Raw genomic sequence first — 20,419 nt, 5'->3', positions numbered from 1 at the left:
TCCTCTTTTCCGGCCTGGTCGGCTTTCTGGTCGCCCAGCTGGCCATAACCACCCTCCCTTATGGCTGGAAGGCCTGGGCCATCCCCGGGGTGCTCTTCGTCCTTGCCGGACTGATCGTTCTGCTGAATGGCTATCTGGCCTTCCTTCCCACTGGCCGGGGCCGGGGAGCAAGGTTTGGCAGCCGGCTTCTCTATGCCCTCTTCTTTTCCCTGGTCGCATTCGGGGCCATCGCTCTGCTCATGCAGGTTCCTCATGATGCTGGTGGGAGAATTTCAAATGAATACGGCTGCAACTGTTCAAATCGCTCTGCGTCCGGCACCACTGCGCCCCTGGATCCAGGATCCTCCGGAGACCTTCGAGAGGAGATCATCGCGCCGGAGGATGTGCGGACATTTCCTCAGGGGGAGAGCATACTCTTTCAAGCTCGGGACTGCGAGAATGAGCCATGCCAGTATCTCTGGTGGTCTGACCGGGATGGCATCCTGGACAGCAATCAGTCCTTTTCCCGCAGGGGCATGACAGCCGGATGGCATTCCGTCACTCTCACCGTCACCGACGGATCCGGCTGCGCCAGCCGGGATTCCATAGAGCTGGGAGTGGCCCCACCATCGGCCTGCAGCGATGTGTCTCCCCTGCCCAGATATTATCCGGTGGACACTCCCTGCCAAGGCACCTGGCCCAATGACACAGAATCCTGCCAGCAGATCGAGGTCTGCCATCCCGGCCTAGACTACATCGTGCTGGACGCTGTGCGCTGCTGCAACGGTACCGCCTCCAGCCCGGCCTGCGCCTGGGCGCGCGCCCATGCCGATGGCGACAATAAGAGATGCAGGGGGCTTTACATCATTCGCGCTTTCGGGCCGGACGCGGTTTATATGCAGGGTTATGCACTTTTCAAGGCCTGCTGCTCCGGCTATCCGGAATGCACCCGCACCTCCTGGCCGAGCCTCGCCGGGACAGTATCCTTCCGGGAGGGGTTCAACCAGAATGTAGCTAACCTCTCCTGTCGGCAGGAGGAGTGGGGAGTTTCCGCCTGGCGCTCGGACACGAATATGAGCGAGAACAGTGCTGTGCTGGGGCTCTTTCCCGCCCATGCTACAGTCAATATCCTGCAGACGGGGGTGTGCGTGGATTATGCTGCTGCTCTGACCACTGCCCTGCGCAAAGCGGGCTACAACAAGAGCGAGGCCATGGTTGCCGCAAGCCTGGGATATGATCTGCCCTTGCTGGGAGACCATCCCGGCCATGCTTACAACCTGGTGAAGCTTCCCGGAGAGGAGGGATATCATATCGTGGATACCACCGGGAATGGAGAGGGCATCAACCCGGAGGGATTGCCGCATTACTTCTGGTTTGTGGGGAACTTCATGAACCAGCCTGTCCGGATCCGGGTCTTTGACTGGTGGGTGGGCTACTGCAGCAAGATCTCGCCCTATGGATTCAATGATCTGGGCAATATGAAGACCCCTCCAAGCTCAGAGATCTGCGGATGTCCGGGCTGATCGGCTGATGATTGGACAAATCAGAGGCGTATCTGGGGCAGATCCCCCGCGCCACGATGGCTGAGGGCCCATTTCTGGCCAGCTCCTCCTGGAGGATCTGTTCCGCCTCCTGGACCGTTGCAGGAAGATCGAAGCCTCGCGTGGGCAGCAATCCCTCTAAAAGGGCAGTGAGATCCGGCACCTCCTGGCCTCCGGTCATGGCCGCCACATCGTTCTTTAAGACGACCGCCAATAGATCCCGCTTCTGCCAGAGGGCATTGATCAGGCCCTGCAGCCCGGAATGGGCCAGGGCGTAATCACCCACCAGGGCGATCCCCTTGGCCTTGAAGCCAGAGGCCACTCCAATCGAGGAGCCCAGGCCGTATACCACATCCACCGACTGATAGGGAAGCCTGCTGGCGCGAATGGAGCAGCCGGCATCGCCTGCCACAGGCACATGCAGATCCCGCAGGGCATAAAAGAGGGAGGCGAAGGGGCAGTCCTCGCAGACTCCCCCTCTCCCCCCGGCCACGGTCTCGTACTCATTTACCGGTCCACCTGGCATGTCCGCATCATCCTTTAGAGCCTCCACTGCCTGAATGAGATCTTCTCGTTTCAGCTCTCCAGTGGGCAGGTGGCCGGTTAACTTTCCTTTCACCTTCTCCAATCCGCCTAGCATGGATTCGATGAATGGCTCGGGCTCCTCAGCCACCAGGATGGTCTGGTGATCATCCAGAAACTGGCGAATGAGCCCCCAGGGCAGTGGGTTGACATAGGTCAAATAAAGACCGGAAACCTCCAGCCCTTCCGCCAGAACAGCAGGCCGTCCGCTTGCGATGATCCCCACACCGCCCGCGCATTTTTTCATCCGGTTCAGAGGAGAGGAAAAAGCAGCTTCCGCCGCTCGGGCCATGGTTTTTTCATGATGCCTCTGATTCAAGCCACGCATGGTAAGATCCATGTCCAGCCTTCTAAATCGCTGCCCCGTCCCGAAAGTGGGCCGGGAGGAGATCTGGGGACACTCTTCTGCCAGGAGAGGGGCGGTGACGCGGACGATGACCGGCACTCTGAGCCCTTCTGAAAGGGAATAGGCCTCCAGGATCGAGGCGTACAGATTCTCGGGATCTCGCGGATCGAGCAGGGGGAGCTTTGCCAGCGGCCCGTAAAACCGGCTGTCCATCTCCACCTGGGAGCCACGGGGACCGAGGTCGTCCCCAGCGATCAACACCAGTCCTGAGCCGATGTTATGGGTAGCAGATATCACCAGGGGGTCGGCCAGGGCGTTCATCCCCACCTGCTTGACCACCACCATAGACCGCAATCCAGTGGCTGAAGCCCCCAGGGCGATCTCAAGAGCCACCTTCTCATTAATGGAGATCTCCGCATTCAGGCTGGCGGCCAGGTCGGTTATGGGGTAGCCTGGCACATAGGTTCGAGATGCAGCTCCTGCATCATCTGCTGCTTGCATGACGGCCTTGAGGCCGTTTAGGCCCTTCAGATCGTCCAGCCCCTTCATGCCGTTCCGGGGATTATGGACTCGTCCGGCTGGGCATTGAAGGGCAGAGCAGCAATAGCACCGATCAGGCCCTGACCTTTCATGATGATCTGCACTCCCGCCTCCTGTGCGACCTTGACCGCATCCTCATAACTCACCCTCTCCTTTTTGCATCTCAGACCGAAAGCCAGCAGCTCTGAGGGATCGAAATCCCTGAACACTGCCATCCCCGTCTGCTCGGATACGGTGTATTTCTGCAACAATGCCCGGAAATCACCCAGCATGCCCTCTCCTCTTCCCGGCAAGCAGGCGAACTCCACCACCGTGGAGACGCAGTTCTGGGTCTTGGTGGGCACGGGAAATAGCTGCACCAGGGAGTGGGAGATATAGCGGGCCTCAGGCCGGTCGACCTTCTGGGCGATGTTATGAATCAAAGACCAGGTGGCTCCCACGGTCTTGGAGTCGGTGTCATCAACCCCGATGATCATCCTCTCCCTTCTGGGCAGGACTATGGCCCCCCGGGCTACCCTACCCCCGCCGCATTCAGTAGCATCATATCTCAGCACATCCTCAGCCCGGGCACGGGATAGGGTGGCCCCCACACCGCCGCCGCCCAAACCGGCGTAAGTGACCTCCACCTCTGAGCCGGACACTTTAACCGATTCGATACCTGCGGACCGCTTGGATGAGACAAGGTCCAGGTCAACGTTTCCGGGGTTGAGCATATAGCGGAACCACTCGCCCTGGTTGCATGAGCTTATGACCAGGGGACCGCGGGAGTAATGATATCTGGCCCAGGCCGATCCGCCATAGCATGAGGACCTCTCCAAAAGCTCCACCCTTTTAGCATCATCATCGACTACGGCATGGATCTGCTTGTAGACCACCACATAAGGATCTTCTAATTCTAGTTGCACGCCTTGAACCTCGAAAGCTGTATTGATGATCTCCTCTCATAAATCCTCTGATGCACAATGAAGTTGAAGCATTTGCTCTTTTGGTTTTTAGATTGTCACAAAAGGTTTTGACCAGTTAACATCCGTTTTTGCACATTCTTACTGAGCGCCCGCGAGTCTAGCCTGCTGGCCCTCCCACGGTTGGCGCCCTCAACGCCGGGCAGGCTCGGATACCTAGGCAGCTTAAGATTGAGCAGGATTGACGCACTTGCTCCTCAGGATAATCCTGATGTCGGCGGTCAGTTTTTGCATCTTTATGTCTTGATGCGTCTCGAATTCGCTCAAGGATAAAGGGCATAGCAGCATAGATTGTCCCCCGCGGACGCGAGGTTAGAGGGGCCCGCACTGCCTGGAGTGCGCTAAGAGCACAACCGCGGGAGGCCCGAAGGGCCGACTCGCGGGACTTCAGAAAAAAGGCGCTTGATAAATGCTTAATAGCAGATGAGATCAGCGGTAACATAGCTTATACCCGTGGATATGCCGCATGACTATGGCCTTCAGTGCGCCAAAACGATTGCTAAATTCCAGCGGGCTGACTGGTGTGGCACCTTAAAAAAAAGAATGATATTCTCTCGGCCAATAAATATGGCGATATCATCCATTGAGGCCACCATCGCCCCACGTCTTTTATGGCCTCTATTGTCTCCCGCAATGCATCATCCCCGCCCAGCCTGGCTATGAGTGGAGCAGAAAACGACAGGTCCGAGAGCAGATTATACGATTCTATCGGTCTTAAAATTGATGGGATGTACAAGATGTCTATGTCTTCTGGCTTATCTGGCAGAAAAGGTATTTATTAAAAGACTCGCATGGGTTAGCTCATGTGTGAGGGCATAGATCCTAGGAAATACTCCCGGGGCAAAGTTTTCATCGCCGATGAAGGTGCAGAAGAACCGGAGGAGAATATCAGAGAAGCCTTCACCAAGCTCTCCGCATCCACAATAGCCAAGCTCATTGAGGATGAACCTGATACCTATTCAATCGAAGATGTAAAAATAAGATACAAATGAAGGGCGATATTGTTTTCGTGCGGTTCCCATACACTGATATGACTAATGCCAAGCCCAGGCCAGCTCTGGTGCTTCATGAAGAGAAGGATGAGGTAGTTTTGGCCTACATATCTTCCAGAGTTCCAATCGTACCCACGAAAACAGATGTTTTGGTCTTGAGAAGTGACTCCTTTTTTGAAGCAACTGGACTAAAGCGCGATTCCGTTATAAAGCTGAGTGTGCTTGCAACTTTGAAGAAATGGTTCATTGAGGGGCTTTTTGGAGAGGCTGATGGCACACTAAGGCATGAGATCAATACAAAGCTGGCTTTATGTTACAGGCTCTAATTCATAAGACGTCTTTTGCATTTATTGATTTCAGACAACAACTTGTCACGCTTAATCATCAACTAGCATCTTTCATATACTCTCTCAGCACCACAGTGGCATAGCTCCCTTTGGGCAGGATGAATTCCAGCTGGGCTGAATCCCTCTCCACCCTGATCTTTGGATCGACCGGGCAGAGAGCTGTTCTTCTCGTGCCCCGCGAGCCCAGGTCTGGATTCTCCACAACCTTGAAGCCCTCCGGCAAAATGTCCTCCTCCTGCAGGACCTGTCTTTCGATCTCTCCCTGTCTGCCCTCTGCCAGACGGCTCTCAAATCCGATCAGGGGCAGGGTGACAAATGCCCGGCCCCTATTCACCAGACGAGCTACCGCCTCCAGGTTATCCTCAGTCACCTCCTGGTTTTTGTCCATATCTGGCATGCCCCCTTTGGAGAAGCAGACCACATCCCCAACAAGAGCCTCGTCCAGAGGCATCGACTTTGCCAGTCGGAGGCTGAGTATGCGGTTGAAGAGGTATGACTGATAGGCATGCACAAAGAGCCGCTTCAAATTGACGGAAAGAACATCAAAGGAATGGGCATAGTCACCAGGATGCTCGGCCAGATAGTTGAGCATGGCCAGTTCATGGTGCAAATAGCCTGGAAAATCATTGCGGGCGGCCTGGATATCCCCGCTTTCCCACAGCCTCTCTCTCGCCTCTCTCGTCCTCTCCTGCTCTCCAGCATAGGGCAGGGCAAGAAATATGCGGGCAGCCTCTTCGGCCTTTCCCCTGGCCAGGGCTTCGCCCACCAGATGGGTTATCGGCCTTATGTCTCCAAACCTCTGCACACCGAAGTAGTTTGCAACCCCCTTGTGCCTCTTGATCTCCTCGCTGACGGAGGCGAGGCTACGGGCCGGATCGGGGCAGGAGAGCTCTCGAATGGTGATGGAGAAGCGGTTGCCCAAAAGGTCGCCCAGACCTACTGCCCTGTTCGTCCTGCCCAGCACATTTATCTTGATGTCGGGGAGGCGGATCCTATCGAGCTCCGATTCATCCAGATTCATGATGCTGATCCTCTGCCTGGTTACTGCCCTCTTGTCCTTTGTCCCTGCCCAGCCGAACCTCTTCTGGCTGATACGCAAATGCCTGGACATCTCCCGGATGAGGTGATGGGTATCCCAGTCAGTCTTCTCCACCTCTATGACCAGGTACCTTCCCCCTTCATAGCGGAGGTCCTCGAAGACCTCCACCACCAAAAAGTCCTCGGGATTTCTTCTGATTATACCTCCACAGCCAGGACTGTCGGTGATGTAGTAGTCCATGCCCAGAAATCTGTCCTGCTCGCTTGCCAGTTTCATCGTCCCTCAGACCAGCCTGAGCTTGCCAGTAACCTTATCCATCATTTTCCCGTGAGCTGGGCCCAGGCCCAGGGCGGTTATGGTGCCGGGAGGGATCTCAGTCAGGCCAGCATCAGCTACAATGGCCGAGGGTATTCCCGCCCTCTCTGCATCCTCACGCAGGCGGAAGAGGTCAGAGACGCCCGAAACCCGCAAGACCACCTTCTTCTGGCCCTCTGCTTTCCATTCGGAGACAACTGACCGGTCCATCTTCTCCGCCCTCTCCACCGCCATCACTGCTGCATGAGCCACCTGCACCGCCAGCTTTCCCGCCGATAGCTTCAGATCCTCTCTGATAACAATGCACTGCTTGAATTCCATGAAAACCCGCCTCGTTACTGATAAAAAAAGTTCTTGAAAAATAAAAAGAGGCGAAATGCTATGCCTCTTTAGTGACCACTTTTACGCATGAGGGGCTTTTCACTATATTGCCCATCTTGGCGCCGATCAGATACTCCAGGCCCTTATCGGCAGCGATATCCAGGACGCGTTGGGTTACTACGCCATCGAATATCACACCGTTGACATCTCCATTGGAGTCCTTCAGCTCTCTGGCCAGGTCCCTCACTGCCACCTCCCGGAGGACGTTATGGTTCTTGTCCATGAGCCTCGCGCAAAGGGTCCCGTCCAGCTCATCCATATGCTGCCGGAACCATTCCCGTTCTGGCTCGGGCTTGGGAGCAGGCTCCTGCGGGGCGGCGACCACTATCTCCTCCACCACGGGAGCCGATTTGGGCACTACCTCCCTGGGGACGATTCTGCGGGGGGGTATGGCCTCTGCCCTCTCCGCGGCATTTCTCACGCATAGCGGCCTCTCCCGGATTAGGCTCTTCCTCTTGGTGGTGATCTCCCTTCTCTTCCGGGGCTGGTTCTTGATCTTGTACTGATCGAGCACCTGCTCCACCGGGATCTTCTGGCGCAGAGCGCGGACGATCTCCTTCTGGGTCATATCCTCGACGCTCTTCCCGTCCGGTGCCCTGGCCACATAATCGATATCTGCTACCTGGAGAAGCTCTTTTACTATCAGCTCGCCGCCCCGGTCGCCATCGGTAAAGGCGGTCACCACCTTCTTAGCGCAGAGGTCGGCAATGGTGGGAGGAACATTGGTTCCGCCCACAGCTACGGCGTTCTTGATGCCGTACTTGAGCAGATTGAGCACATCCGCCCTGCCCTCAACCACTAAAATGGCGTCCGAGTCCAGGACATTGGGTCCGGCGGGGAGGTTGTCCTTGCCCAAATGGATTATCTCCTCCACCCGGACTGACTGCTTTATCTCCTCTGTGATCTCCTCCGTCTCCAGGATGTTCTCATCGAACATCTCCACCAGGATCCGCTTGGCCCTCTCTATTACGTATCTCCTCTTGGAGGCGCGTACGTCCTCGATGCGATTAATGGCTATTCTGGCAATGCAGGGCCCAACCCGGTCAATGGTCTCCAGAGCGGCAGCAAGTATGGCAGTCTCGACCTTATCGAAGCTTGAGGGAATTGAAATGGTGCCGCTCGACTTTCCCCCGCTGGATGTGATTTGCACATCGATTCTGCCCAACCTTCCTGTCTTTTGAAGGTCTCGCAGGTCAAGGTCGCTTCCGAGGAGACCTTCCGTCTGACCAAAGATGGCGCCGACCACATCTGGCCGCTCCACTATCCCCTCTGCAGTTATATCCGCATAAATGACATATTTAGTGGTATCAACATTCTGCATGATTATATGACCCCTTTTAATTTTTAATAGTTAAATAAAAGTCACACCAACATCTTACAGCCAAAGCTACCAATAACCAAAGGGGGCCATTTTTCGCGACCAAATGTCGCCGTTCCGGCCATGCCTAATCTCAGGCAGGCAATGAGCATTGAATGATGGTGAATGTGAATTTATCCAACTACTTCAGCGTCCAATTGTCATCATCATGGAACATCTGATAGAAATGCCCACACATGAGCATTTTCTTCCTCGCTTTGCTGGCATTTCATCGCCTCAAGTTTACTGGAGGCTTAATTATTATGAGATTTGAAGCTCAAATGTGTACTTCTACCAAGTAAAATTGCACGAATCTAGTTTAAGAACTTTGTGGTAGAGAGGAAGTGAAGAGGAGAGGGGCAGATCGACTCAAGATATATAAAAGCTCCTACAATACTATAAATCCGTCCGCTGTTCGTACTACCTCCACCTCTTCTCCAGGCTCCACCTCCAGGCCTCGGGGACGAGACGCGAGGGCAGAGCGGAATGTCTCCGGGTCCATGATCTCCAGGACATCATCATCTTTGGAGATGACTACTGCCTTCATGGCATCTGCCCTGTTCCCCAGCACACGTACCTCGCCAGAGACCTCCTCGGACATGCAGGACCGGTGACCTTCGTTCAGGGAGGTCGACAGAGTGTTCTTGCCATCAAATCCCGTGACCATGCAGAGCGAGCCGCGGTGGGATACGATATCTCCTCTTCTAAGTCGGGGAAACCTGACCAGCAATGTGGAGCGGTAAACATCGCGATTCTCCTTCTTCCCCACCAGCTTGCATGTTTCCAGCAGCTTGCCGCCGAACCGCTCCTGCACTGCCCTGGCCATGCGCCTGCCCAGTTGGGTCGATCCCAAAATTATGTCCAGTCCGCCCTTGACCTCTTTCATATCCTGGATGAAGGATAGCTGATCGCCTCCCCGATAGCCTGCATCGGCCATATCCTGAGCCATCCTCCGGCACTCCTCCATCTCCCGGGAGGAAATGGGTCTGCTGCCATTTCCTCGCAGCTGCACTGTGGACTGGAAGTACTTCCCTGCCATGCGGCTGCAGCGCTCGCAGGCCACCAGCTTGATCCTCACGGGGACCTCGCCGGTCTCCTCCACCATCTGCTCCATGAAGCTTCCCCGGATCCTCATCCCGGCAATATAACGAGTGGCTCCCACCTTTCGGAGGTCAACCTCGATATTCGGATGAATGAACTCATGGTGAAGCCAAACAGAATCAGCAGCTGCTCCCGCGGCCAGATCCTCTATGGAGCGGCTGTCTGGGAACTGCCACTTTCCCTTTATCTGCTGGGAGCCACATACAGAGCAGATCACAACCTCCACCACATCCGGGAACTGGATAAGCCTTATAGAATTCATGCGACACTGCGGACAGAGCCCGTCTTCTGCAGGCTGGCCGCATTTGGGACATAGGGTCTGCATCACATTCTCACCATTTGGGCATAGAGGACTCCATCGATGGAGAGGACGTTATCTTCATCCACCCAGCCCAAAAGAATGGCATGCTTTACCACTTTGCATCCAACGAGATTGGCCATGGTCGCCCCCCGGAGGGCGTCCTCAACCTCGGACAAGCTGGCCTTTTCATCTCCATAAAAATCGGAACAAACCTCGATATGCAAATTACCCTCTCTAAACTCACGTCCAAGTATATCGCAATCACAGACGGCAATCAGAGTCTCTGCTCCATGCCTGTAGGTCTTGAGGCATATCTGGGCAGTCTCTTCCTCATCTCTCTCATCCACCGCTTTCCTGCGGAACTGTATATTGCTATCTTCCATTTCCATCTCTTCAACCTCAGGGCAGCTTCAGCATCCCTGGCCTGGGCTCGAAGACGTCTCCATCTCTTCTCATCCGGTCGATGATCTCCTCCGCTTTAGACCTTTCTATGCCCAGCTCCTCTGCTCTATTCAGAACGTCCTCTCTTGGCGCAGGGCCCTGGTTCTCCCGGCTGACCTCTTTTATGATGTCCATCACTGATTTTGTTCTATCCCGGGTGCTCTTGGTGGTGCCCGAGGCGATGATATCCGCATCCAAAAAGCCCGTCTCCGGATCTACCCCCACCTTACGAAGACAGGCCTCAAGGATTTTGACCACACGCTGGGCATCAACTCCAGTCACCTCACGGCTCAGCCGCAGCCTGGCGCTTGCCTCGCCCAATCTTATGAGCGCCTCCAGCTGCCGGGCGGTGACCGGAACGGGCTTGTTCGAGTCCTGCCCCTGGGTCCTGAGGCCGACATAATAGTTCAGGAAAAACTCCTTTGCCTCCTCGGTAAGGGTGGGAAAAACGTTCTTGCGAGCGTAGGCCACATATTTTCTCAGCATCTCGGGATCGATCGCCGGCTCGATCACAGTGAGGGCATTATCGATGTCCTCCTGGGATATCTCCGGGTTCCAGGGCTTTTGGGTAGAGAGCTCTCCGGCGTAATTGCTCTTCAGGATATGCTCGGCGATAGCAGAATCCCTCTTGGTGTCCGGGTCATCGGTGAGAACAAAGATCAGATCGAAACGGGACATGAGAGCAGGGGTGAGGTTGATCTGAGGGGCAATGGGCTCGTATTTATCGAACCTCCCCAGCTTTGGATTGGCCGCGGCAAGAAGCGAGCAGCGGGACTTCAGGGTGGCCATCACCCCGGCTTTGGCGACGCTTATCGTCTGCTGCTCCATGGCCTCATGCAGGGCGCTCTTGTCCTCGTTGTTCATCTTGTCCATCTCATCGATGGCGGCGATCCCCTTATCTGCCAGGACCAGGGCCCCGGCCTCTATGGTCCAGCGACCGTCACCCAGCTCGTCCTTGACCGCAGTGGCAGTAAGGCCGGCAGAGGTAGAGCTCTTTCCCGAGGTGTAAATCCCCCGGGGGGAGAGCTTTACCATATACCTCAAGAGCTGCGATTTTGCGATGCCCGGATCGCCCACCAGCAGGATGTGAATGTCTCCTCTGATGCGCGCTCCGTCCGGGAGATGCTTCTCGAACCCCGATACCAGCTGCAGGCCCAGAGCCTCTTTGACATCATCATAGCCGTATATGGAGGGGGCAATGGAGTCCTTGATCTTCTCATAGATCTCGGGATCGCGAGACATCTCCATGATCGCCTCCTCGTCCTCAGCAGAGATATCTATCTCCTCGAACTCCTGGTCTTTCATCTCCACCGATACCCCCTTATGGAATAGATCGAAGTAGGTGCTCTTTCCCTGCTGGGGATTGGTCCTCTGATAGGACTTCAAAACACCATTCACAATCACCCTATCGCCAGGAAAGATCCGGCCTGCGAGGTCGTCCTCCAATTCGACATCCAGGGTTTGGGGCTGCTGGCCGCCGCGCAGGTCCTCGGGCGACTCCTGCACTCTGATCTTCTGGGCATCGACGAACTTGGACTGAGCGAGCAAGAGCTTGAAGGGGCCGCCCCGATCACAGGCCTGGTTCATGCACTTCAGGTTCTGGTCCTCGAATTTGTTTCCTGTCTGCTCTTTAAAGAAGGTAAAGCCGCATCTTTGGCACTGGAATGCGGCGGATACTATCTTCGGCCTGACCTCGGTGGCCGTCCTCACCAGCCCGTCTATGGCCAGGAGCTTGCCTATATGGTCAGAGCGAAGCTCGCGGGTCTTGAAATTCCTTGGAAGCTCGACTATTCGCACATGGGCTCGATCCAAATAGACGTCCATGGGCAGATCCAGCTCCAGGATGGCGGTCCGGGCAGCCTCTATGGTCTCATCCGGATTCTCCATAAGCTCCTCTGCGAAATCCGGATCGAACTTTTCCAGGTCTGAGAACTGGATTTTGAGGCTGCGCTCGTCCGGATAGGAGTCAGCTAGCTTTAAGATATCATCCCAATATCGGGACCGGAGGAACTCCTCCCATTTGGCAACAGGATCTGCGGGCATTCTGAGACGAGTTACGCTGGCCAGGTATCTAAAGCATTTGGGGGAATACTGGAGAGAGCAGCTTACTTCGGCCCGGCTCTAACCTTCAGCTGGCCCCCTCCCCTGGCCACTATAATCACCTTCTCTCCCTTCTCCACCGTCCCTTCCGCCTCTGCCAGCCAGTATTCTCCCTGAAAGAGAACATAGCCCTTGGGATCCAGCCGGTCTATGGCCACTGCCTCCTCTCCCTCGAAGACATCGATCACCATAGGAGCAAAACGGGCTTGAGCCACCTTGTAAATGGCAAAGGCCATGAACAATCCCAATATGAGCGAGGGCAGGATCAGGGCCAGGGCCATTGACCGCTGGTAGCTTCCTGGGACGTACCATTCCGGAAAGCTGGTCGGCACAAACAATATGCTGCCCGCTATCACACAGACAAGCCCCGCCACCGCCAGGATGCCGAAGGTATGACTGTGCAGCTCCGCCAGGATCAGTCCCAATCCCAGGAGAATGAGAAATATGGCGCCGATGTTCACATTGAATCCGAGACCGATAAGCCCCATGGCCAGAGCGATCAGGCCGAAGACCTCCGCTCCCATTCCTGGGCTGGAGAAGCCGAAGATGAGGGAATAAAGGCCGATCAGCATTAAAAGCCCGGCAATAGTGGGATCGGAGAGCATCTTTAGGAATTGCAGATTCAGCGGTGGCTCGAAGGCCTCGAGCTTCGCATCCTTGGTGATCAGTGTGGCGTCTTTGATACTGGTGCCATTGATCTGGGCCAGGAGCTCCTCTGGGGTGGGGGCGATGTGCTCGACCACCCGGTATTTCATTGCCTCATCGGCATTGAGGTTCAGGTTGGAGAGGACAAACTCCCTGGCAGCGGTGGTGTTCCGGCCATGCTTTCGCGCCTTCTCCTCTATCATCGCCACTATGGCATTGGTGGTCTTGCTATCATTTACCGGCACGGTGCTTCCGGTAGGCGAGAACTGTACCGGCTGAGCCGAACCGATGATGGTATGGGGAGCCATCGCCGCTATATCGGAGCCGATCAGGATGATCGTGCCTGCAGACCAGGCTGCAGCTCCCTCCGGATGGACATAGCCGATGACCGGAATATCCGACTCATCTATGAGCCTCAGGATCTCAGTGGTCTCGGCCAGACCTCCACCCGGCGTGTCCAGGAGAAGCATCAAAGCCCGGGCATCCTCTGCCTCTGCCCTCTCCAGGGCGGCTAAGACGATATCGTCGCTCGCAGGGGTTATGGTCCCCTTCATATCCACCGTCAGGACGGTGCCTGCTGCCTGTGCCTGGCCGAGGACGAGGGCTAAGAGCAAAACAATTTCCAGTATCCTGGATAGCATGACCCGCACCCTGCTATTCATACAATACTCATCCATTTGATCCTGATCGGTGAGGCAGGCCCGAGACTCTTCGGGTCGGCCTGCCTTTCTTGGCCATTCATCTCCTTAATCTGATTGAATCCAGAGAGGAATCCTTCGTGGCCGCTCTTCTCTCCTCATCCGCCCGGTCTGCATCCCTTTCCGATAGCTCGCGGTTCAGGGCGGCGGTCAGGCCGGCTACCGATCCCGTTCCGGCGTCAGTGCTGGGAGTGACGACGATTAGCGTCTTCTCCCGGGCGATATCCACCAGGGTCTGCAGCTCCCTGAGCTTAAGGGCAGCGGGCACCTCTTCATAGAGCCGGGCAGCATCGGTCATGGTCTTGGACGCCTGGAACTCGCCGTCTGCCAGGATGATGCGTGACCTCTTCTCCCTCTCGGACTCCGCCTGCTTGGCTATAGCTCTCCTCATCGATTCAGGCAGAGATACATCCCTTAAGGTGACTGCGGTAACCTTAATCCCCCAGGGATCGGTATGCTTGTCCAAGATCTCTTGCAGCTTCTTGTTCAGTTCGTCACGCTTGCTGAGCAGGTCATCCAATTCGATCTGGCCCAAGACATCGCGCAATGTGGTCTGAGAGAGGAGGGATGTAGCCACCCGGTAGTTCTCCACCTGAATGACCGCCTTTGCCGGATCGACCACCCGGTAGTAGATGACTGCATCCACCTCCACGCTCACATTATCCCTGGTTATGACCACCTGCTTGGCAACGTCGATGGTGAAAACCCTCAGGTCGAGGAGTATGACCCGGTCAATGATGGGGATGATGAAGAATATGCCCGGCCCCTTCACTCCGCTGAAACGGCCTAAACGGAATATGACCACCCTCTCATATTCGCGGACGATCTTGATCGCCTGAGACAGTATCACCAATACGATAAACAGAGGTATAAGAGTATTGAATAGATCCAAGTGAACACCTTGGATGTTATTCGTCTTCAAGGCTTAAATAGATGCCCGGCACGATTGCCCGTAAACGAGCGAGGAATTATCGGCTCCTTCCGAATTATGTGGTTTAGTTCCGGCAGAGAATATGGCCTTTTGTTCCTCTGTGTCTCTGTGGTTGGGTCAGAGCATACCGGTTCACTACAGAAGGCACGGTGACATAGAGTTTTTGCGATTTAAGTTCACCCACATATAATAGCGAGGAGCCGAATTATCTTTAAAAGAGTGAAATCAGGTCCGGAATCGAGACCTGGATTCCGGAAATTATTTCTTGAACTCAGTATAGCCGCATTTGCCGCAGCTCTGTCTGTCGCCGTGGTCCGCCAGGAAGACGCCATTGCCGCATCTCGGGCAGACCGACTTCCTGGATTTGATGGTGTCTCCGCCAAGCTCGTAATATTTGGATACGCCCTTCACCTCACCGGTCTTGCCCTTCTTTGCTGCCATTTAGCTTGCCTCCGGCTTGGCTTCCTCAGGCTTGGTGAATGTGTTGCGCTCTATGATATGGGCTCGCTCCACCTGTTCTGCCCTCTCAGCCGTCTCATAGATCTTGGCATATCCCTGGGTCTCGCGCTTTCCGAACTCGGTCTTAAGGCTGTCGACATAGACTAAGCCAACCTTGGAGTTCATGGTCGCCGCCAGCCTCTCCACCACGCTCTTTCTGGATGGCGTGGACTCATCGTGAATAACCTTGAAGACTATCTCCCTGCGCTTCAGCAAGGGATTGTTCTTCTCATCAATAACCTTTATCTCCAATTTCATTCCTCCACAATCATTTTCTTCATTAATTCATCAATATACATCTTCATTTCAGGAGTTGCTTTGACCAGGACGCTTCCCTCATCGGGCTGCCCATAAATCACCACAGAGCCAGGTGGGGCATAGAGAATTGCAGGAAGGGTCGCTAGATCCTCCTCACCCTCTACCACAATCTTCACCCGCTCCTCTCCGGCAAGAGAATCCTTGATCTGGTCTATTAGTTCTTCGGTCAGAGTGGCGGGCGGATTCTTCACCTCAACCCTCTTATAGCTATTGTGCTCGAGGCTTTGAAGAATGTGATCTGGAAGCTGAGCCCTCTTGGTCTTGTTGTCCACAACTGCCAGGTCCGGGACTATTGATGACTTCAAAAGATAAAATGCGGTCATGTCACCGATCGCGGCCACCTTTTTAGCCCCCTGCAATTCATCTCTCATAGCCTCTACGCATTCGGTCCCGTTGCCCTTGCACAACTTGCCCAGAGGACTCTTGAGCAATAGCCGCAAATCTTCCGGCAGAAGAAGTGTACGCAATCTATCGCACCTTCAAAGCGTACTTGCCGGGAAGCTTGATCTCCAGCTTCTCCGCGATGATGGATTCCTTGGGATCGATGATAACCACATATCCGCTCCAGTCCTTGCTTAGCGAGGCTGAATTGCATATGGGACAGACCTGCCCCTCTACTATTCTGCGACATTCTCTGCATGCCTGTTCAGTCATTTTGCCTCTGCCTGGACGCTCGCATTCTCCTTCTCTGTCTCGTCTGCAGCATCAAGCCATTCCAGCTTCCCCAGGCCCGTCTGCCTCATGGTCAGTCCGATCTTGCTCTCTCTGGGCTCCTTCTCATTCAGGCTAACTGCTATTACTCTGGCTCGAACCCGATCTCCTTCTCCTAAGGATTTATTGGACTCTTTGCTGACCAGGCGCGCGTTCTTCTCATCATAAGATATATACTCATTGGTTATCTGGCTGACGTGCAGAAGGCCGTCGAACGGCCCCAGGGAGAGAAATGCACCAAACTTCACAATCTCCACCACCTCGCCCTCAATGATCTCCTGCATCTCAGGCTTGAAGACGAGGGTATCGAAGTTGACCTCGTAGTAAATGGATCCGTCTCCCGCCAGGATATGGCCTTCACCTATATCATCCGCTCCGAGCACGGCCACGATGGTCCCCAGAGACTTGTCCACAACCCCCTCATATTTATCCCGCAGTGCCCTTTCCACTGCCGCTTCGAGGGGATCTCCCAGATGATCCGGCTCTATCCTGGCCACACCCTTAAGCTTCATCTTCTTGTACATCAATACTCCTTCTTCATCGCCTCTAGGTACCGACCCTGGCGCAGGTATATTACGGTGATGCCTTTACTAAATAATCTTTTCTTCAGGGCTTTGTCGTTGGTAAAGACTGCTGCCCCCTCTTTCTCTGCCAGTTCCTCAATGGCCCGGTCAGCAGGGCAGTTGTCAATGCCAACGATTGTGCATCGTTCAGCCAGGCCCAGGGCTACCCTGGCCGCGGTCTTGTCCCGCCCTTTATCTGCCCCATCCGCTAAGGAGCGCAGTTCTCCCTTCACCTGGGCCGGCACAAGCCACTCAACGTATCCCAGGCGCAATAGCTCGCCGAAGATGTCCACTCCGAACTGCTCTGCTGTCATCAAGGCGTTGGTGTCGATTATCACCTTTACGCTATCGGCATCGATTTGCTGCATATTCTATCTTCAGTCGATTATGGAGCCGACGCCAATGAGCCGCCACCTGGCGCCAATGCGCCTGCTGACAGCCACACGATCGCCTTTCTCGGCACAGACCGGCCTCTTTAGCTGAACCTGGACCACGCCCCCCTCCCGGGCGCTGGTCACCACTCCTACAGTGGTGGCAGTTCCCACGTTAAGCATCAGGGGCTCGCTGGAATGTATGGGCTCGACGCTGGACTCATCGGTCACTCCTACCACCCTCTCCAGGAGCTGCATGTTCATGGTGAATGCGTTCCTGACGGGAGGGAGCTTGCCCGGTTCACCTGCCACCTGGCCCACCAGAGCATCGCTCTTGGTCATTATGGGGTCCAGCAGGGTGCCCACGCCGATCAGGCCGCCGGGTGTGATCTCTTCCTGGCTCTGGCTTCCTGCCAGGAGGGTCACCACCTTGGTCTGAATGGGGACCCACTGTTTCCGCCCCTCATAATCCACCAGCCTGCCCGGGCAGATCTCGATCTTATCGCCTGCATGAAGCACACCCTGGTTTAGGGAGCCGCCAATGACCCCGCCTTTGAGAGCATCAGGGGAGGCTCCGGGACGGTTGACATCGAAAGATCGGGCTATCTTGAGCAGAGCAGGCTTCTCGATGTCTCTATGGGGGGTAGGTATGTACTCCTCTATGGCCTTGATGACCAGATCGACATTCAGGTTCTGCTGAGCGGAGATGGGCACAATTGGCGCCTTCTCGGCTACGGTGCCCTTTATGAAATCCTTGATCTGCTGGTAGTGCTCCATCACCTCTTCCCTGGATACCAGATCGATCTTGTTCTGTACTATCACAATTCTGTCGATGCCTGTGATGTCCAGGGCCATGAGATGCTCTTTTGTCTGCGGCTGAGGGCAGGGTTCATTGGCGGAGATGACCAGTACTGCGCCATCCATGATCGCCGCTCCGCATAGCATGGTGGCCATGAGGGTCTCATGCCCCGGAGAATCTACAAAGGAGACGGTACGTAATATCTCTGTATCAGCACCGCAGTGGGGGCACTTTTCTTCTACTGTAAAAGCATCCGGATCTGGGCAGCTGGGGCACTTTCTGAAGGTGGCATCTGCATAGCCCAGACGGATGGAGATGCCTCTCTTGACCTCCTCGCTATGCTGATCGGTCCAGCTTCCGGATAGCGCTCGGACAAGAGTGGTTTTGCCGTGATCGACATGTCCAACCATGCCGATATTAACCTCCGGTTTTTTGGAGGCAGGCGTCTTCGCCTCTGTTTTTTGATCTGATTTGTCCTCAGATTTGATATCGGATTTTGCCAAATTGAGATCTCCTTAAGGATTGTAATGATCAGGGCTTGATGGGCATCACCGTATAAATAGTTCATGGCCTTCAAGCCGATATTTCCACCTGAAATGCTCGAGCGTCTGCCACAATGTTCTCCCAGGAGCGTTTATAGACGAAGTAAATGGTGGTCTTGCCGGGCATTAGGGGCTCGAAGACAAAGATCGATGTGCCGCTAGCACCAAGTGCCTTTGAGGAGGAGGCCCTAAAGTTAGAGCTCTTGAGGTTTAAGAGGGAATGGTCGTAATCCACATTCCAGCCATATCCCGTGGTCGGATTGGCGGAGAGGGAGATGATGAACTCCTCACCCACTCGAGCATCCAAAAGCTCCATCTCACTTTTCCCAAGAGCATCGGCCTCATCGGAGATGAGATAACTTTCCGCCGGCTGCATCAAGGGGTAGTTGTCGATATTGTCCTGATTTAAAACCACCGGCTCGTCGCCGATTCCATCGCCGTTCTTATCCTCGCCGGCATAGTCCGCCCAGTAGTTGCCCAAAAAACTGCGCTGTACCCGGCTGTTATACTGGTAGCTGATCATCCGGCTCGAGTTCCAGGTGGCAACATCCTCCGGGCAGACGCTGTTTTTGCCCGGAAAATCGTTCAGGTATATGGTAGCGGGAAGGACGACCTCCAACCTGCAGCCTGCGCTCCTTTCATCGCCGTCACGAGCACTGGAAAAGTCGAATCCCGACAGCACCGCTCCTTGAGCGGCCAGGATAGTTCTCCCTTTCTCCGGATTGAGGATCGGGTTTCCGCTGCCTGTGTCCCTGCCCTGCAGGTTCACCGGCCGGCCCATTATGAAGGGATTAGCGTAGATTCCGCTTTCCACAATGATCGTATCTCCAGCAGAGGCATTAACAAGTGCCTCCTGGATGCTCAGATTGCTGCAGCCTTGTGGACAGATCCTCGTCATCTGGGCTGCTCCAGCTCCAGAAAGCGAGCTAGAAAGCATGAGGGAAAGCAGGAGGGCAATTGATGCCTGGATGAACAACCTTTTGTAATCGAGCATATCACAATTAATGCATCTTTGAATCTTAATAACTTTCGGAGCTGAGGCGATCTATACAATTACAGGGAGCAAGAAAGAATGAACGGGGCCATTGGCGAGAGGGATCTGATCCGGCGCATCTCTGTGATCCTGGGTGGGCTGGAGAACGACGACTGCGCGGTTATCGATGCGGGAGAGCGTTATCTTGTGGCAAGCACCGATATGCTCCACCAGAAGACTGACTTTCCTGATATCATGAACCCCTGGCAGATGGGCTGGATGGCGGTAGCAGTCAACCTGAGCGATATTGCTGCCATGGGGGCAGAGCCCGCGGGAGTCCTCATCGCTGCTGGGCTCCCGCCGGAGGCGGATCAGTATTTTATCGATGAGCTCTTTTCAGGATTTGGCGATTGTGCTGCTCTCTATGGTACTCGAATTCTGGGAGGGGACACCGACAGCCACCTGGAATTGACCATCACTGGCACATCTTTGGGCTTTGTGGAAAAGGAGCTGATTCTGCGCCGCCGGGGAGCACGAGCGGGGGACTTGCTCTGCACCACCGGCTCTCTGGGGGCAGCTGGAGGCGGGCTGTGGGCCTGGCAGAACGGCGCGAAAAGCGAGCTTATAACCAGTCTGCTGGAGCCCGAGCCCCGGCTGAAGGAGGGCCGGGCTTTGGCGAAGAGCGGAAGCGTTACGGCAATGATGGATAACAGCGATGGCCTGGCTCTGTCCCTCTCCGATCTTTCAGAGGTGAGCGGAGTGGGCTTTCTGGTCTATCAGGATAAGCTGCCCCTGGCTCCCGGCCTGGTGGAGATGGTGGGGCAGGAGAATGCTATAGATATGGCATTGAGCGCGGGAGGGGACTATGAGCTGGTATTCACCCTGCGCTCCTCGGGCCTGGAGGCGGCCCGAAGAGCTTGCGATCTGACGGTTATAGGCGAGGTGGTGGAGGAGGGAATCTGGATGGAAAGGGCAGGGAAGAGAAGACAGATCGAAAGATTGGGCTATGAGCATCGGATAGGGCTGTGACTACTCCCACCCCTTAA

The 20,419-nt window shown here is 55.1% G+C and carries 22 protein-coding genes; 4 read left to right on the top strand and 18 right to left on the bottom strand.

Translation table 11 applies throughout. The features are described from left to right. The coding region (locus BP822_RS00665) for a hypothetical protein (RefSeq protein ID WP_286877507.1) at positions 1–1,502 on the top strand (1,502 nt) is incomplete at its 5' end. Here the strand turns inward: BP822_RS00665 and BP822_RS00660 are convergent. Together BP822_RS00660 and mmp11 are read right to left on the bottom strand one after the other, a co-directional pair. Then, positions 1,441–2,997, bottom strand: coding sequence for a thiamine pyrophosphate-dependent enzyme (locus BP822_RS00660; protein ID WP_286877506.1), 1,557 nt, complete (start codon positions 2,995–2,997; stop codon positions 1,441–1,443). The genes BP822_RS00665 and BP822_RS00660 overlap by 62 nt on opposite strands. Beyond that, positions 2,994–3,893, bottom strand: coding sequence for a methanogenesis marker protein 11 (gene mmp11, locus BP822_RS00655; RefSeq protein WP_273271672.1), 900 nt, complete (start codon positions 3,891–3,893; stop codon positions 2,994–2,996). Before mmp11 ends, BP822_RS00660 begins: the two co-directional genes overlap by 4 nt. Positions 3,894–4,753: 860 nt before the next feature. Here mmp11 and BP822_RS00650 point away from each other — a divergent pair. Together BP822_RS00650 and BP822_RS00645 are read left to right on the top strand one after the other, a co-directional pair. Continuing rightward, a complete protein-coding gene (locus tag BP822_RS00650) occupies positions 4,754–4,942 on the top strand; it encodes a hypothetical protein (RefSeq protein ID WP_013720483.1) in 189 nt (62 codons plus the stop codon). Beyond that, complete coding sequence (locus BP822_RS00645; RefSeq protein WP_013720484.1) at positions 4,939–5,268, top strand: type II toxin-antitoxin system PemK/MazF family toxin; 330 nt, start codon at positions 4,939–4,941, stop codon at positions 5,266–5,268. Before BP822_RS00650 ends, BP822_RS00645 begins: the two co-directional genes overlap by 4 nt. 58 nt (positions 5,269–5,326) lie before the next feature. Here the strand turns inward: BP822_RS00645 and truD are convergent, their stop codons facing one another. From truD to BP822_RS00565, 16 genes are all read right to left on the bottom strand, one after another. Continuing rightward, positions 5,327–6,604 carry a tRNA pseudouridine(13) synthase TruD gene (gene truD, locus BP822_RS00640; protein ID WP_276838285.1) on the bottom strand — a complete coding sequence of 426 codons (1,278 nt, stop codon included), beginning with the start codon at positions 6,602–6,604 and terminating at the stop codon, positions 5,327–5,329. Positions 6,605–6,610: 6 nt separating this feature from the next. Further along, positions 6,611–6,964 carry a peptidyl-tRNA hydrolase Pth2 gene (gene pth2, locus BP822_RS00635; protein ID WP_276838287.1) on the bottom strand — a complete coding sequence of 118 codons (354 nt, stop codon included), beginning with the start codon at positions 6,962–6,964 and terminating at the stop codon, positions 6,611–6,613. Between the two features lie 58 nt (positions 6,965–7,022). Next, positions 7,023–8,345, bottom strand: coding sequence for a DNA primase DnaG (gene dnaG, locus BP822_RS00630; protein ID WP_276986880.1), 1,323 nt, complete (start codon positions 8,343–8,345; stop codon positions 7,023–7,025). 424 nt (positions 8,346–8,769) lie between these two features. Next, entirely contained in the window at positions 8,770–9,807 is a 1,038-nt protein-coding gene (locus BP822_RS00625; RefSeq protein ID WP_013720488.1) for a 60S ribosomal export protein NMD3, read from the bottom strand. After that, on the bottom strand, positions 9,807–10,172 hold the full coding sequence (locus BP822_RS00620) for a DUF424 domain-containing protein (RefSeq protein ID WP_013720489.1): 366 nt from the start codon (positions 10,170–10,172) through the stop codon (positions 9,807–9,809). Before BP822_RS00620 ends, BP822_RS00625 begins: the two co-directional genes overlap by 1 nt. A 10-nt stretch (positions 10,173–10,182) precedes the next feature. Further along, positions 10,183–12,267 (bottom strand): minichromosome maintenance protein MCM, encoded by a 2,085-nt coding sequence (locus BP822_RS00615; RefSeq protein WP_013720490.1) that lies wholly within the window; start codon positions 12,265–12,267, stop codon positions 10,183–10,185. A 62-nt stretch (positions 12,268–12,329) separates the two neighbouring features. Continuing rightward, positions 12,330–13,631, bottom strand: a complete 1,302-nt coding sequence (locus BP822_RS00610) for an NfeD family protein (RefSeq protein WP_286877505.1) — start codon at positions 13,629–13,631, stop codon at positions 12,330–12,332. A 76-nt stretch (positions 13,632–13,707) separates the two neighbouring features. After that, positions 13,708–14,559: a slipin family protein gene (locus tag BP822_RS00605; RefSeq protein ID WP_013720492.1), complete on the bottom strand. Its 852-nt coding sequence runs from the start codon at positions 14,557–14,559 to the stop codon at positions 13,708–13,710. A gap of 297 nt (positions 14,560–14,856) precedes the next feature. Next, on the bottom strand, positions 14,857–15,039 hold the full coding sequence (locus BP822_RS00600) for a 30S ribosomal protein S27ae (RefSeq protein ID WP_013720493.1): 183 nt from the start codon (positions 15,037–15,039) through the stop codon (positions 14,857–14,859). Further along, positions 15,040–15,354, bottom strand: coding sequence for a 30S ribosomal protein S24e (locus tag BP822_RS00595; RefSeq protein ID WP_273271435.1), 315 nt, complete (start codon positions 15,352–15,354; stop codon positions 15,040–15,042). It lies immediately after the preceding gene. Then, positions 15,351–15,845 carry a GTP-dependent dephospho-CoA kinase family protein gene (locus tag BP822_RS00590; RefSeq protein ID WP_286877504.1) on the bottom strand — a complete coding sequence of 165 codons (495 nt, stop codon included), beginning with the start codon at positions 15,843–15,845 and terminating at the stop codon, positions 15,351–15,353. The genes BP822_RS00595 and BP822_RS00590 overlap by 4 nt, the downstream gene beginning before the upstream one ends. A 37-nt stretch (positions 15,846–15,882) precedes the next feature. Next, entirely contained in the window at positions 15,883–16,068 is a 186-nt protein-coding gene (gene spt4 / locus BP822_RS00585; protein ID WP_013720496.1) for a transcription elongation factor subunit Spt4, read from the bottom strand. Continuing rightward, positions 16,065–16,649: a DNA-directed RNA polymerase gene (locus BP822_RS00580; RefSeq protein ID WP_013720497.1), complete on the bottom strand. Its 585-nt coding sequence runs from the start codon at positions 16,647–16,649 to the stop codon at positions 16,065–16,067. Before BP822_RS00580 ends, spt4 begins: the two co-directional genes overlap by 4 nt. Next, the gene (locus tag BP822_RS00575) at positions 16,649–17,056 is read right to left on the bottom strand and encodes a PIN domain-containing protein (protein ID WP_013720498.1); all 408 of its coding nucleotides are present in this window, start codon (positions 17,054–17,056) and stop codon (positions 16,649–16,651) included. The genes BP822_RS00580 and BP822_RS00575 overlap by 1 nt, the downstream gene beginning before the upstream one ends. Before the next feature lie 9 nt (positions 17,057–17,065). Continuing rightward, positions 17,066–18,346 (bottom strand): translation initiation factor IF-2 subunit gamma, encoded by a 1,281-nt coding sequence (locus BP822_RS00570; protein WP_276621075.1) that lies wholly within the window; start codon positions 18,344–18,346, stop codon positions 17,066–17,068. A gap of 85 nt (positions 18,347–18,431) precedes the next feature. Next, on the bottom strand, positions 18,432–19,394 hold the full coding sequence (locus tag BP822_RS00565; protein ID WP_276621054.1) for a protease inhibitor I42 family protein: 963 nt from the start codon (positions 19,392–19,394) through the stop codon (positions 18,432–18,434). Positions 19,395–19,472: 78 nt separating this feature from the next. Here BP822_RS00565 and thiL point away from each other — a divergent pair, with 78 nt between their 5' ends. Beyond that, positions 19,473–20,402, top strand: a complete 930-nt coding sequence (gene thiL, locus BP822_RS00560) for a thiamine-phosphate kinase (protein WP_273271438.1) — start codon at positions 19,473–19,475, stop codon at positions 20,400–20,402. Positions 20,403–20,419: the final 17 nt, after the last annotated feature.

Origin of the sequence: Methanosaeta sp. UBA458 (genome assembly GCF_002496085.1) — an archaeon.
Lineage (GTDB): Archaea > Halobacteriota > Methanosarcinia > Methanotrichales > Methanotrichaceae > Methanothrix > Methanothrix soehngenii.
This window is presented reverse-complemented; position numbering and strand designations above follow the sequence as displayed.